This is a genomic window from Streptomyces sp. NBC_01166, from assembly GCF_045039765.1.
Taxonomy (GTDB): domain Bacteria; phylum Actinomycetota; class Actinomycetes; order Streptomycetales; family Streptomycetaceae; genus Streptomyces.
In genome coordinates this window covers 61,582-74,000 of the sequence record NZ_CP108614.1, presented here as the reverse complement: position 1 = coordinate 74,000, position 12,419 = coordinate 61,582, and the positions used below count along the sequence as shown (strand labels likewise).

Annotated in this window: 9 protein-coding genes and 1 pseudogene; 7 read left to right on the top strand and 3 right to left on the bottom strand. The window is 66.6% G+C overall.

Annotated features, from left to right (window positions below; genetic code table 11):
• Positions 1 to 323: 323 nt before the first annotated feature.
• Positions 324 to 746 carry a nuclear transport factor 2 family protein gene (locus OG379_RS39955; RefSeq protein ID WP_331735033.1) on the bottom strand — a complete coding sequence of 141 codons (423 nt, stop codon included), beginning with the start codon at positions 744 to 746 and terminating at the stop codon, positions 324 to 326.
• A 582-nt stretch (positions 747 to 1,328) separates the two neighbouring features.
• Between OG379_RS39955 and OG379_RS39950 the strand changes: the two genes are divergently transcribed.
• Positions 1,329 to 2,144: a hypothetical protein gene (locus OG379_RS39950; RefSeq protein WP_405668916.1), complete on the top strand. Its 816-nt coding sequence runs from the start codon at positions 1,329 to 1,331 to the stop codon at positions 2,142 to 2,144.
• On the opposite strand, the gene OG379_RS39945 is transcribed toward OG379_RS39950, so the two are convergent.
• A protein-coding gene (locus OG379_RS39945) for an IS5 family transposase (RefSeq protein WP_405669064.1) occupies positions 2,104 to 2,963 on the bottom strand; the annotation gives its coding sequence in 2 pieces (ribosomal slippage) (positions 2,104 to 2,597 and positions 2,597 to 2,963; 861 coding nt in all). The genes OG379_RS39950 and OG379_RS39945 overlap by 41 nt on opposite strands.
• A 109-nt stretch (positions 2,964 to 3,072) precedes the next feature.
• Between OG379_RS39945 and OG379_RS39940 the strand changes: the two genes are divergently transcribed.
• Both OG379_RS39940 and OG379_RS39935 read left to right on the top strand, forming a co-directional pair.
• Positions 3,073 to 3,627, top strand: coding sequence for a hypothetical protein (locus OG379_RS39940; protein ID WP_331735028.1), 555 nt, complete (start codon positions 3,073 to 3,075; stop codon positions 3,625 to 3,627).
• A 24-nt stretch (positions 3,628 to 3,651) separates the two neighbouring features.
• Positions 3,652 to 3,795, top strand: a pseudogene (locus tag OG379_RS39935) (helix-turn-helix domain-containing protein); the annotation flags it as partial.
• Between the two features lie 236 nt (positions 3,796 to 4,031).
• Here the strand turns inward: OG379_RS39935 and OG379_RS39930 are convergent.
• Positions 4,032 to 4,790 (bottom strand): transposase family protein, encoded by a 759-nt coding sequence (locus tag OG379_RS39930; protein WP_331735025.1) that lies wholly within the window; start codon positions 4,788 to 4,790, stop codon positions 4,032 to 4,034.
• A gap of 292 nt (positions 4,791 to 5,082) precedes the next feature.
• Here OG379_RS39930 and OG379_RS39925 point away from each other — a divergent pair, with 292 nt between their 5' ends.
• From OG379_RS39925 to OG379_RS39910, 4 genes are read left to right on the top strand one after another with little or no spacing between them, the layout of a single operon-like run.
• Positions 5,083 to 6,768 carry an ISAzo13 family transposase gene (locus OG379_RS39925; protein ID WP_331735024.1) on the top strand — a complete coding sequence of 562 codons (1,686 nt, stop codon included), beginning with the start codon at positions 5,083 to 5,085 and terminating at the stop codon, positions 6,766 to 6,768.
• A gap of 47 nt (positions 6,769 to 6,815) precedes the next feature.
• A complete protein-coding gene (locus OG379_RS39920; protein ID WP_331735705.1) occupies positions 6,816 to 7,529 on the top strand; it encodes a hypothetical protein in 714 nt (237 codons plus the stop codon).
• A complete protein-coding gene (locus OG379_RS39915) occupies positions 7,508 to 7,831 on the top strand; it encodes a trypco2 family protein (protein WP_405668913.1) in 324 nt (107 codons plus the stop codon). The genes OG379_RS39920 and OG379_RS39915 overlap by 22 nt, the downstream gene beginning before the upstream one ends.
• On the top strand, positions 7,824 to 12,182 hold the full coding sequence (locus tag OG379_RS39910) for a tetratricopeptide repeat protein (protein WP_331735018.1): 4,359 nt from the start codon (positions 7,824 to 7,826) through the stop codon (positions 12,180 to 12,182). The genes OG379_RS39915 and OG379_RS39910 overlap by 8 nt, the downstream gene beginning before the upstream one ends.
• The last annotated feature ends 237 nt before the right edge of the window (positions 12,183 to 12,419 follow it).

The following is a 12,419-nucleotide window of genomic DNA, read 5'->3' as shown; positions in this document are numbered from 1 at the left end:
CTGCAAGGTTGAACCGGCGCTGCCTGCGCAGCCCGACCCGGGACAGGACGACTGACCCGACTGCGCAATCTGCGCAAAAAGCACTTCTGACCTACGGTGGTGAGTTCTCGTGGTGAGCACGGCAGGCTGTGGCGAGCAGACACGAACTGTCGTGAGTAGGCCCTCGGGATCGTGGTGAGTTTTCCGGCCGCCTACTCGCCGCGGGCCGCGGGCCGTCGCGACACGACTCTTGCCCCGTCCCGTCGAGCCGCCTGGTCTCCGGACCGTGTGCTCGCCGGACCGCCGTACCTGCCGACTTGAGACATCAGTGCGGCAGACGTGGCTCACTCGTTGGCTGCTGCTTTGAGGTGCTCGGTTGGTCCAGCGAAAGCCAGATACAGCGAACGGGACTTGAGCAGCCAGCGGTCTTCGGCCTTGAGGAACGTGTCCTCGTAGTGGCCGACCTGTGTCGGGGCCCGCGGGGCGGCGAAACCACTGGTATGGCCGTCGACACGATAGGTCGTGAAGTAAGTGGTCGCGGTGGCTGTAGCCTCGGATGTGATGGTGACCAGGACGTTCGTGCATATCCGGCGTGAGAGCCGATCCGCCGGTCGGCCGGCGAAATACGACCGAAGGGCGTCACGGCCTTGGATCCGGCGGTTGCCTTCCGCCCACTCCCAGATCCCGGAGTCAGTGAACAGATCGGCCACGTCACCCGGCTCACCGAGGTCGAGCCTCTGCGGCGTCGGCCGGAGCCGGTCCGCCATCGGCACCGAGGCAGGTCAAAAACAAAGACGATGGCTCCCGTACTCGTCGATATCGAGGTACGGGCCCGGCGGACGCCTCCTGAAGCCGCCGCGGTGACCATCGGTGTGCCCAGGGCGGGGCCTTCGGTGCACAGCAGGCAGTCGGGCTTAATCCGTCGGCGGCGTGTCCGGGGCCAAGCTGAGAGACGATCCGGCGGAGGTTCTCTCCAGCTTCGGCCCCAGGCCTATCGGCCGTTCCGTGCGCCGCTTGAAGGCGACGCCGTCCTCGGCCCTTCGACGGTGCGGACCCGGGCCAGCGTGCCGATGGCTTCCTCGGGTGGTCGGGGATGAACACCAGTGCGGTCTGTAACCAGGGCCCCTCGGCCACGCCGACGCTGACCGACCTGCGCATACCTCCGTATCCTGCGCAATTTTAACGACGCGGATACGCATCGACACTCTGTCCCGAAAAGCGACGGTTCCAGGCTCCAGCTTGGTGGTGACGAAATTTCATCCATACATGAGTCAGTCGCCCAAGTATTTGCGGACACTCGGGGTTTCGCCTGCTAACGTCCTGAGCTCCGCTGTTCGCAGGTGCATGACATGGGGGAACCGGGGATGCGGCGAAGAAGCAAATCAGCAGTGCTGCTCTGTGCGGCTATGGTGGCTGGCCTATTGGGCGGATGCAGCGGTGACCCGGGTAAGCCGAACGCAAAGAGCAAGCCGTCAACGAAGCTGGCCAAGCTGGCCCTACCGGAGGCGTACGACACCAAGCGCGGGTGGGACGCGGAACTTGACTGGGTTTCCAAGCATGCGACTACGCTTCCAGTCGCTGTGGTCCCCTCCGGCGGTGTGGGACTCCTGCACAAGACGCCAGATGGGTACTCGGTACAACTGAGGGATGCGGCTACGGGGAAAACTCGCTGGTCCGCACGGCCATGGACGCCTCCCCCCGCAGACGTGGATGAGGATCACCCTCCGGCGATCCCGGAACTGTTAGCTGTCGAGCAGGACGGCCAGCACTACCTCGTAGTGTCGGCCCACGGGGTAAAGGGCAGGGACGAGCTGCACTACGGCGAGGACGTGGTGCAACTGGCGGTCTACGCAGCCGACTCCCAGGGCAACACAGTGGCACCGCTGCGTGAAATCTCCCTTCCCGACGCCACGCACTACATGGGAGATGGGCATCGCCTGCTGGTCACCAACGGGAGCTACCAGGAAGGCCCACACGGCGATGACGCCGCGATCGTGGACGTAGTCACGGGGAAGGTAACCGAGAGGGAGAACGCCTTCATAGATATGCAGGTGTGTCCCCCCGACCGATCTTGTGACGGAGCCGTCTACGTCGGCATCAGCAAGGACGGGCTAGGGTCCGTCTTCAAATCGATCTTGCCCAGAGCAGGAGTGATGCGAGTGTGACCGCCGCTTCGTAGGAGGTGGCGGTCTTCTCGTAGCGGGTGGCGATGCCTCGGAAGCCTTTCAGCTGGTTGAAGCAGCGTTCGACCGTGTTGCGGCGGCGGTAGATCTCGCTGTCGAATCCTGTCGGTCGGCCACCTCGCCGGCCTCGGTTCCGGCGGTGCCGTTTCTGGTCATTCTTCTCCGGAATGGTGGATCCGATTCCACGTCGGCGCAGGTAGGCGCGGAACCCGCGTGAGCTGTAGGCCTTGTCGGCGATCACGTGGTCCGGTCGGCAGCGGGGCCGGCCCAGGCCGGTGCGGGGTACTCGGATGCGTTCGAGCAGGGGGCGTGCGCAGATGCCGTCGTGTCGTTGGCCGGGGGTCAGCAGGATGGCCAGGGGCCGGCCTCGGCCGTCGCAGGCGAGGTGGATTTTGGTGGTCAGGCCTCCTCGGGATCGACCGAGGGCGTGATCGTCCGGTTCGTCCGTCTGGTGCTTCCCCCTTTTCGGCCGGTGGCGGCGGCGTGCTGGTGGGCTCGGACGATGGTGGAGTCGATCTGCACCAGCCAGTCGATGTCGCCGGCGGCGTCGGCCCGGGCTTGGACCTGCTGCAGGGCCCGGGTGAATACGCCGTCGATGGCATAGCGGCGGAAGCGGGTGTAGACCGTCTTCCACGGACCGTAGCGTTCCGGCAGGTCACGCCAGGAAACCCCGGTCCGGATCTTGTAGACCATCCCGTTGATGACCCGGCGGTCCTCCGCCCGAGGCCGGCCCCTGACAGCACTGGGTATGAGCGGGGCCAGCAACTCCCACTCTGTATCCGACAGTTCGTGGCGACGTATCACCACACCATGATCCAACACGCAAACGATCTTTTGAAGACGGACCCTAGTACTGGCGAACAACAACGGCGGTGGCTTCACGGTTCTGGACAAGTGGGCGAGCCCAGAGGTGACACCGAAGGGCTTTGACCGGCAGGAAAAGGACGGGAGCACTGCCTACAACGGGCGTGCATACGGTGTCGTCGACACGCACATTCTGACCATGTGGAGCGGCAGCCAAGGCCCAACCTGGATGCTCCAGGACACTGCCACTGGCCGCGTCGATATGAAGGCACAATGCGTGAGCTACGCCGAGGAGAGCCTGTGGACATGGGAGGATCACATCGTGGTCTCGCCGAACGGGCGATACGTGATCTCGGGGCCCGTAGTTTTTGACCGCAAGCAGAAAAAGGGATTCTGTCTGGACTGGGACAGTAGCCGTGACCGCAAGGGCATCTCGCTGACATCCGTGACTGACAACGGCATGGCTTACGGAATTGTCGAAGAATCTGACCCGCAAGTACTTGTGCAGGTTCCGCTGGATACAGCAGAGCCCAAGGTGCTCAGCCCGAACACCGTCCTCCCCCTCATGCAGGGCGACGGGTACGGCTTGGTGACCCGACACGACCCTGGGGAGCCCCTGCAAATCTTCGTCCGCCCGCTGCACTCGAGTGCCGACAAATGATGTGCCCCCGAGAGCAGCCAGAGCCTGAACCGCAGTACCCCGCTCTGGTGCCCACTGAGCACCAAAACGTGCTGCTCACCCTCCTACCTCTCCCGCGTACTCAGCGGCGAACGGACCCCGACCTGGCCCGTGGCCGAACGCTTCGCCCGTGCCTGTGGTGCAGACCCGAGCGTGCTGCGCACGGTCTGGGAAAGCGAACGGCTCCGGGATGACACACCAATCCGCCTATCCGACGCCGACGCCAGCCTCCCGGCAGGCGCCCGTTTCCACAGCGCACTGAGCACCCTCCACCTGCGCGCCGGCCGCCCAACCCCCTACGACATCGCGGTCACCAGCCGATGGGCCCTAACGAGCTCGTGCACGGTAGCGGTGAGACGTCGCAGTGCCAGCCGGAGCCGTGGTGCTCACGTCTGCCAAGCCGGGATCCGGTCTGCGGTCTGTTGCTGGGACAGCAGGCCGGCGATGGCCTGGACGGTGTCGTCCATGTGCTCGCGGCGGCCGAGGTGGCGGGCCAGTACCCGCCAGTTCTTCAGGTGGGCGATGCCGTGTTCGACCCGGATGCGGCGTGAGGAGTGCGTTTTGCGCTGGCGCTCGTGCATTTCCTCGTACCAGTCCGGGGCGTTCTTCTTGAACTTGCGGTGCGGGGGCGTCACGACGCGTCCGCCGGTCTGTGCTCCGAGTCCTTGGTAGCCGGCATCGGCGAGGATCTCGACCGCTGGACTGTCGGTCAGGAGCTTGACCAGCCCTAACTCGCGGGCGTGGGTGATGTCCGCGCAGCTTCCGGGCTTGGTCGGGCTGCAGAACAGTAGCCGCCCGTCCCCGTCGGTGAACACCATGGTCTTCACGGCGTTCTGCTTGTTCTTGCCGGAGATGAACTTGTCCCGGTCCTTGCGGCCGACGGCAGGGCGGCGGCCACGGATCTCGGTGCCGTCGATGATGCCGGTCTCCCCGGCCTGGCCGAGATGGTCAACGACCTCGGCCAGCGTTCGCAGCCGCACGTCAGGGCTGACCGTGCATCCCCGCTCCGCGAGCAGGGGCCGCACCTCGCCGATGGCACGGGTGACGGTCGAGCGGTCCACGTCGAACCAGCAGGCCAGCACGTCATGAGTAACCCCGTGGCGAAGGTGTACGAGCGTGGCCAGGAGCCGGTCGACGAAAACCATGCGGTGCTTCGCACCAGCGCCAACCGCACGCTTCCGCGGCCTGGACGCAAGCCTGGCCTGATGACGTTCATGCCACAACGGCCCCACCTCCGACACGGGTTCAGCGATCACAGCGGCCAACAAGCCCGTGATCCTCCGGTCGCTGATGATCGCTGTGCGCGTCACGTTCCCCACCACGCAGCCCATGATCGCCGATCCGAGATCGACGTCTCACCGCTAACCGTGCACGAGCTCGTTAGGGCTCGCAGAGAATCAATGTGTTGCTTCCAGTGGTTCGGCTCGTTGGTGTGGTATGCGCATATCTGGCGAGGTCCGTGATCAACTCGGCCTGAAGTTCGCGGTATTGTTCCCACACTTGGACGAGCGGCAGCGCCGTCTACTGATGGGGGCCGAGGCCAGGATCCTGGGCCACGGCGGGATCCGGGCGGTCGCGCAGGCGGCCCAAGTCAGCGAGACCACAGTCCGCAAGGGCGTGGACGAGCTGGAGGCCGGGGCGGAACCCCTGCGCCGGGTCCGCCGCCCAGGTGGCGGGCGCAAGCGGGCGGCCGAGGTGGATCCAGAACTGCGTCCCGCGCTGTTGGCGCTGGTCGAACCCGACATGCGCGGGGATCCGATGTCGCCGCTGCGCTGGACGACGAAGTCCACCCGCAGACTCGCCGACGAGCTCACCAGGCAGGGCCACCGTGTCTCGGCGGATACCGTCGCCGACCTTCTGCGGGAGGAGGGATTCAGCCTCCAGGCCAACGCCAAGACCCTCGAAGGTGCCCAGCATCCCGACCGGGATGCCCAGTTCCACTACATCAACGACCAGGCCAAGGAACACATGGGCTCCGGCGACCCGGTGATCAGCGTGGACACCAAGAAGAAGGAACTGGTCGGCCTCTACAAGAACGGGGGCCGTGAGTGGGAGCCGAAGGGAGCTCCGGCCCAGGTCAAGACCCATGACTTCCTGGACCGGCAGGGACCCGGCAAGGCGATCCCATACGGGATCTACGACATCACCGCGAACACCGGCTGGGTCAGCGTCGGCACCGACCACGACACGGCAGCCTTCGCCGTTGCCTCGATCCGCCGCTGGTGGCAATCCCGTGGCAGTCACGACTACCCACGGGCCGCCCGGCTGCTGATCACCGCGGACGCAGGCGGCTCCAACGGATACCGCACCCGCGCCTGGAAGACCGAACTTGCCACCCTGGCCGCCGAGACGGGCCTGGAGATCACGGTCTGCCACACGCCTCCGGGCACCTCGAAGTGGAACAAGATCGAGCACCGGCTGTTCTCCCACATCTCCATGAACTGGCGCGGCAGGCCCCTAACCAGCCACGACGTCATCGTGAACAGCATCAAGGCAACCACTACCCACACCGGGCTGAGAGTCCACGCGGAACTCGACCCGGGCACCTACGACACCGGTATCAAGGTCACCGACACAGACATCGACGCACTACCCATGCACCGCCACCGCTTCCACGGCGACTGGAACTACACCCTCCATCCACAACACGACAACACGGCCGGTGCGGCCGAGGCCCCGCGGTCAGCCGGGGGCCTGCCGCCCCAGTCCCGAGCCGGCGGTCTGCGCAACCCGGAACTGACCGGCATGACCGAAACGGCACTGGACGAGCTCGTCGACCAGCTGTCTCAGGAACTCGATGAGCTCCGTGAACGCGGGCGGTCACAGCAGCGAGGAGGAGACCGTATCCGGGCTCGCGGAGCCGGCGCCAAGGACAAGCTGACCACCGCCGACCGAGTCCTGGCCACCGTTCTCTACCTGCGCAAACTCGGAACACGAGACCTGATCGCCCAGCTCCTCGGCGTCAACGGCAGCACCATCACCAGGGCCGTCCACCAAATCCAGCCCCTCCTCGCCGACCACGGCTGCGCCGTTCGACCCTCAACAGCCAGGTTCCGCACACCCGCCGACGTCACCGCGTTCCTCACGAACAGCAACCCCACAGAGATCAAGTCAGCATGTTGATTCTCTGCGAGCCCTTAGGCGCTCTCGTCTGAACAGCCAACCAGTAGATGTGGCTGGAGGGCATCGCCCCGGGGAAGATCGCCGACTTCGCCGCCGAGGCCGGCGCGCTGGACGCGGCGGAGCTGCGGGACTACGAGAGCGGCAAGCGCACCGCGCTGCTGGCCTGCCTGGTGCACACCGCCCGGCGGCGGGCCCGTGACGACCTGGCGGAGATGTTCTGCAGGCGGGTGGCCACCAAGCTGAAGAACGCGAAGGACGAGCTGGAGGAGATCCGCAAGCAGCAGCAGGCGCTGGTGGAGCGGATGATCGGCACCTACCGCACGGTGCTGGAGCGGATCGACCCCGCCGACCTCGTCCCCCGCGGCCCGGACGCCGTTCCCGGCTGGGAAGAAGGCCCGGCGCAGAACGGCGCGGGCGCTGGCCGCCCAGCGGGCCGTCGCTCTGGCGATGGCGCAGAAGGCGGTGCTGGCCTCCGGTTCGTTCGCGGAGGAGTTCGCCGGCATCGAGGCGGTGGCCGCCTACCACGGCAACAACCACGAGGTGCTGGTCGCCCACTTCTACAAGCGGGACCGGGCGCCGGTGTTCGATGCTGGCCGCGGCCTGAGACCCGCCCGGCAACATCAACACCGCTGCTGCTGTGTCCGCCTGTACGACGAAGGGCCGCCCCCCGCTTCCGACCGGGGGACGGCCTTTGGAACAACCAGCATCTTCACGGCGGTGTGTCCGGTACGATCCGGTTATGTCTGACGGACTTCCTTTGAGTGAGGTATTGGCGAGCCTTCGCAAGGAACTCGCTGTGGCTCACGGTCAGCGCGATCCGCTCATACCCTTGCAGGTGAAGGAGATCGAGGTTGAGCTCACCGTCGAGATGACCAAACAAGCCGCGGCCGAAGGGGGTATCAGCTGGCTCGTGGTAGCCAAAGGAAGTAAGAATTCCGCGTCAACGCACTCGCATAAATTGACGCTCACTCTGGGCCCCGGTTTCGTCGATTCCCAAGCGAACCGACACGAGCTTCTGGTCACGCCCTCGGTGCTGATCCAGGACGACGACCGAAATGGCTGAGAACCCGGCCGCCCGAGTGGCCAAAATCAGATTCGACGCGGCCGGCGGCCGAGTGTTCCTCGGCAGCGGGTTCCTGCTCGCCCGCGGCCTCGTCCTGACCGCCCGGCACGTCGTAACGAAGGCGTCCGAGTACGCCGGCGGCCACGTTCCCGCGGAGCAGTTCACGGTCAAGCTGGAGGGATCCGCGCCGCCGGCGGCGGTCACGGAGATCGTTCCGCTGGAGGCCCACGGTCTCGACGCCGCGCTGCTCGTAGTCCCGGACCTTGACGAGCCTAGGGGCACCGCCGCCCTCGGAGGCACCCACCACGGCGTCCAAGTGCTGGAGAACTGCCGGATCATCGGGTACCCGGTCGCGGGCATCGAATCCGGCTCCACGTCGCCCAAGCCGATCGTCGTGCGGGTGAACCTCGCTCCCGTGGTCGGCGACGACGATACGGCGATCGCGATCCAGGTCATCGACCCGAAGCCGCGGGCCGACGAGAACTGGGGCGGGATATCGGGGGCGGGCGTGATCGGCCCGGGCGGGCATCTGATGGGCATCGTGACCAGCGTTCCCACCCAGTGGGACGGCCGCCTGCGCGGTGTCTCGATCGCCGCGGTCCAGTCGGCGGCCCGGCAGCGCGGGGTGAGCGCGCTCGAACCGCTGCAGAGCCTTCCCCTCGTCGATCTGTCGGCGCGGCCGTCTGTCTTCGGCACCGAGAGCTGGTCCGGTAACCCGCCGCGACTGCCCGACGCGAGCCTCTTCGCCTTCGTCAACTACCGTTACCGCCAGGTCGAGTTCGTTAACGACGGCCCAAGCGGCGCGGTGCTCGACAGCATCGTCGACTGGGCGAACGAGCTGCCACCGAGACCGGATATCAGGATCGCACGACTGACCGGCCCGGCCGGGGTGGGCAAGTCCAGGATCGCCGCCGAGGCCTGCCGGAGGCTCACCCAGGACCCGCGGACAAGGTGGCAGGCGGGATTCGCCGACTACGACCAACTTTCGGGCACGCACAGCTTCACCACGCCGCACTTCATCGTCTTCGACTATGCCGAGCACCAGCACGAACTGCTGGGCACGTTCATCGACAACCTCTACAAGCAGGCGATCGATGCCGGCCACCTCGGTGCCTCGATCCGGCTCCTCGTCATCACCCGCAGCGAGGAGGCCTGGCCGGGAGAGCTCCGTACCCGCACTGCCGATCTCGCCTCGCTGCTCACCAGCTCCTTCGACCTGACCACCCAGGCGTTCGATGAGCAGGATGTCCGCGAACGGCATGCCGAGGCCGCCTATCGCTCCTTCAGCAAGGCCGTCGGCGGACCGAACGTGTCGCGGGAACTGCCGGCCGAAGAGGTCCGGCGGATCGCCGAGTACGACCGGCCGCTGCTGGTCCACGTCGCCGCCCTGCTGGCGGCCTCCGGCCGGGCGGTGCCCATCTCCGCCGCCGACGACTCGGCGCGTCTGCTCCTCGACACGCTCATCGACGTCGAGGTCGACCGTCTGGCCAGGTCGAGCACGGCGCATACGGACGGCGCGAGCGCGCTGGCGGATCGCGGCCGGGCGAAGCAGGCGCTCTGCGTCATGACTCTCACGACTCCGACCGTGCAGGATCTTGTGGAACTGCTCGAATCGACGCCTGCTTTCGAGGGCGAGCCGGAGCGGACCCGCGAGAGCGTCGCCAAGGCACTGCACCGGCGCTACCCGGCCGCAGCCGTCGCGGACGGAGCCCCAGGCTCCCCAGGCGCCCTGCTCGCGCCGATCGAACCGGATCTGATCGCCTCTCACCTGCTCGCGACCACGGAGGGCCGAGCCGCGCTCGTCGAGCGGCTCGTCGTTTCAGGCGCGGTAGCGACGCACCCGGCGTATCTCGCGCGCCTGCTGAACACCCTCGCACTCGCCGCGGACGACTACCCCGAGATCAGTGACGATCTCAGAACCCACCTGGGGCAGTCCCTCGCTCAACTCGTCGGCAGCGCCGACGCCTCGCAATCGCTCTCGGAACTGCTCCAGGCGCACCTGCGGCGTCTGGTGGACGTCGCCGTGGAACTCGCCAAGGGGCAGGACCTGAGGGCGGCACGGCAGCTGACCACCGCGCTCGGCCTGCCCTACCTGACCGGGGTGGAGGTCATTAACGAGGCCGCGTACCACGCCCACTACACCGTGCCGTACCCGCACCATGCGCTCGCTGGGCTCGGGGCCGCGCTCGCGGCTCGGGGTGTGGTGTACCGCGCCGCCTCGGGTAAACCCGAAGACGTGTATTCCATTTACCTGAACTACGGTGCCCGCCTGCGCGATCTCGGCGAGGCGTCCAGGGCCCTGGACGCCGTCAGGCGCGGACTCGGCTACATCGAGGACGCGGTGGCATCCGGCCGACGAGACCAGCTGGAATCATTGGCGGCCGCGCTGCACACTCTGGCCGCCACTCTCGCGGACGCCGGCGAATACGAAGAAGCCCTGCTCACGTCCGAACGCGCGGTGGACTACCTGACGGAGCTCGCCGCCGAAAACCGTGGGAGGCACCTCCACTTCCTGTCACTTGCGCGGGGCCATCACAGCGGTGAGTTGCGCAGGGCGGAGCGCGATGCCGACGCTCTCAGAGTGTCTCGCCAGGCCTTCCAGGGCTACGAGGAACTGGCTCACTGGGGCTACAAGTCGTACAAGGCTCATCTGCCGTACATGACCCAGATCACGGCAATGCTCGCCGACGCCCTCACCTACAACGATGAGCCGAGCGAGTCCCTCATGCTGCACCAGTACAGCGCTTTTCTCGCCGAGGAACTCGTGGACCAGGACAGGGCCGCCTTCCTTCCCGAACTGGCGCACCGGACCGACGGAGTCGCCGTGAGCTACCACGTCCTCGGCAGAATGGACGACGCGGTCGCCGCGAACTCCCGGACCGTCGCGGTCTATGAGGAACTCGTCGAAGACGGCGAGGAGCGGTATCTCCCTTCTCTCCTGAAGGCGTACGAGACGGCGGTCAGGTTTCGCGGCGCGGCGGGACAGGATCTCGAAACGGCCCTGCGGATCTGCAACGAAGGGCGTGCCATCGCCGAGGAACTGGAGAAGACCCGATCGGAGTTCGTAGGAGATATCGGCTTCAGGCTGCGGATGACGGACACCGATCTCGGCCTCAAGTTCACCCAGGTGCTCAATCAGACGATCGAGATCCTGATCGAGCAGGCCCAGGGTCGCCTGCACAGGGAACCTGACTGGCGGACAGCGCCGTCGATCATGCTCGACGGAACCTCCGTGGATCCGGCGACGCTCGCCGGACTGGAGGAACTCAGGGACAGCCTGGAGCCGGGCGACAAGATCCGCGTCTATACCGACAACCGCCTGCTTCTACCGCGCCTCGAAGAAGTCGTGCAGTACATCCGCTCGGAGCCGGCGATCGGGATGCTCGCGGATCCGTCGGACGAGGGACTCGCAGCCTGTCTCCGGGCCCTGCCCAGCGTGGCGAAAGCCCTCCAGGCAGACGTCGTCGACGGCGCGGGCCGGGAGCGGCTCGACGATTTCCTCTTGGTCCACGAACGCCTCTCGCGCCTGGATCCGGACGACCGGGCACACTGGGGACACTTTAAGCCGGCGGTGGGTGCCCTCGGCATGCTCAGTGGGTCGGCCGTGAAACTCGGGGCGGAGTCCGAGATCTTCCGTGCCATCGTTCCCGGAATTCTCCGCTACACGTATCTGGCCGGTGACCATCTGGCCGGGCTCACCGCCGGATGGTTCGTCACGAGCGTGTGGGACGGCTCCCTGGACCCCGACCATCCGGACCTCATCGCGCTGAACGATCGGTTCGCCGGAAACGTGTTCGCCTCCGGTGATCACGGACGGGCCCGGGCCCTCTGGGAGGACGTGGTCGACCGGCGCGAACGGGTGCTCGGGCCGGAGCATCAGCGCACCATCGTCGCCGTCGGCAACCTCGCCGCCTGCCTGGTCACGTTCGGCAAAGACGAATTCGATCAGGCGGAGGTTCTCTACGAGTCGGCCATCGAACGGGGCGATCGAGTCCTGGGGCCAGATCATCCCGACGTACTGCGGCTGCGGGGCAACCAGGCCGGACTGCTGTACAGACGCGGGCGATACGACGAGACGCTGCTGCAGCAGCAGGACCTGTTGCGCAGATACAGGAACATCCTCGGCGCCGATCACCAGGACACACTCAGCGTCGCGGGCGACCTGGCCCTCACCTTGCGGGCGCTCGGGCGTTACGCGCACGCGGAGGTCCTGGCAGAGGACACCCTGGAGCGGGCCCAGCGGATATTCGGGGTGAGCGATCCGCGAACGCGGCGATACGAGGAGCGCCTCGAACAGATCAATGAACCACTCGAAGTCGACGAGGACCCGGACGCGGAAGACGAGGACTGAGCGGCTGCATCCGGACCGGCGACCCGCTGGGAACTCCGTCGGCGTACATCCGGCCGGGGCGCGGAGTTCCCGGTCGAGGTGAGCAGGTGCGTGGTGCGCCGGAAGCGCAGGACGCAGGCCATCGCCTTCGGCGAGAGGCCGATCTGCTCGTTGAACCGCTTGTTCAGGTAGCTCCGGCTGACGTCGAGTTCGCGGGCTGGGTCGTTGATCCGCAATCGGCCGTGCGTGTGCTCGAGA

What these genes read in the sequence shown, in the direction of transcription:
- OG379_RS39930 (WP_331735025.1), bottom strand. Translation starts at nt 4,790, where the DNA reads ATGGTTTTCGTCGACCGGCTCCTGGCCACGCTCGTACACCTTCGCCAC.
- OG379_RS39910 (WP_331735018.1), top strand. Translation starts at nt 7,824, where the DNA reads ATGGCTGAGAACCCGGCCGCCCGAGTGGCCAAAATCAGATTCGACGCG.
- OG379_RS39915 (WP_405668913.1), top strand. Translation starts at nt 7,508, where the DNA reads ATGTCTGACGGACTTCCTTTGAGTGAGGTATTGGCGAGCCTTCGCAAG.
- OG379_RS39920 (WP_331735705.1), top strand. Translation starts at nt 6,816, where the DNA reads ATGTGGCTGGAGGGCATCGCCCCGGGGAAGATCGCCGACTTCGCCGCC.
- OG379_RS39925 (WP_331735024.1), top strand. Translation starts at nt 5,083, where the DNA reads ATGCGCATATCTGGCGAGGTCCGTGATCAACTCGGCCTGAAGTTCGCG.
- OG379_RS39950 (WP_405668916.1), top strand. Translation starts at nt 1,329, where the DNA reads ATGGGGGAACCGGGGATGCGGCGAAGAAGCAAATCAGCAGTGCTGCTC.
- OG379_RS39955 (WP_331735033.1), bottom strand. Translation starts at nt 746, where the DNA reads ATGGCGGACCGGCTCCGGCCGACGCCGCAGAGGCTCGACCTCGGTGAG.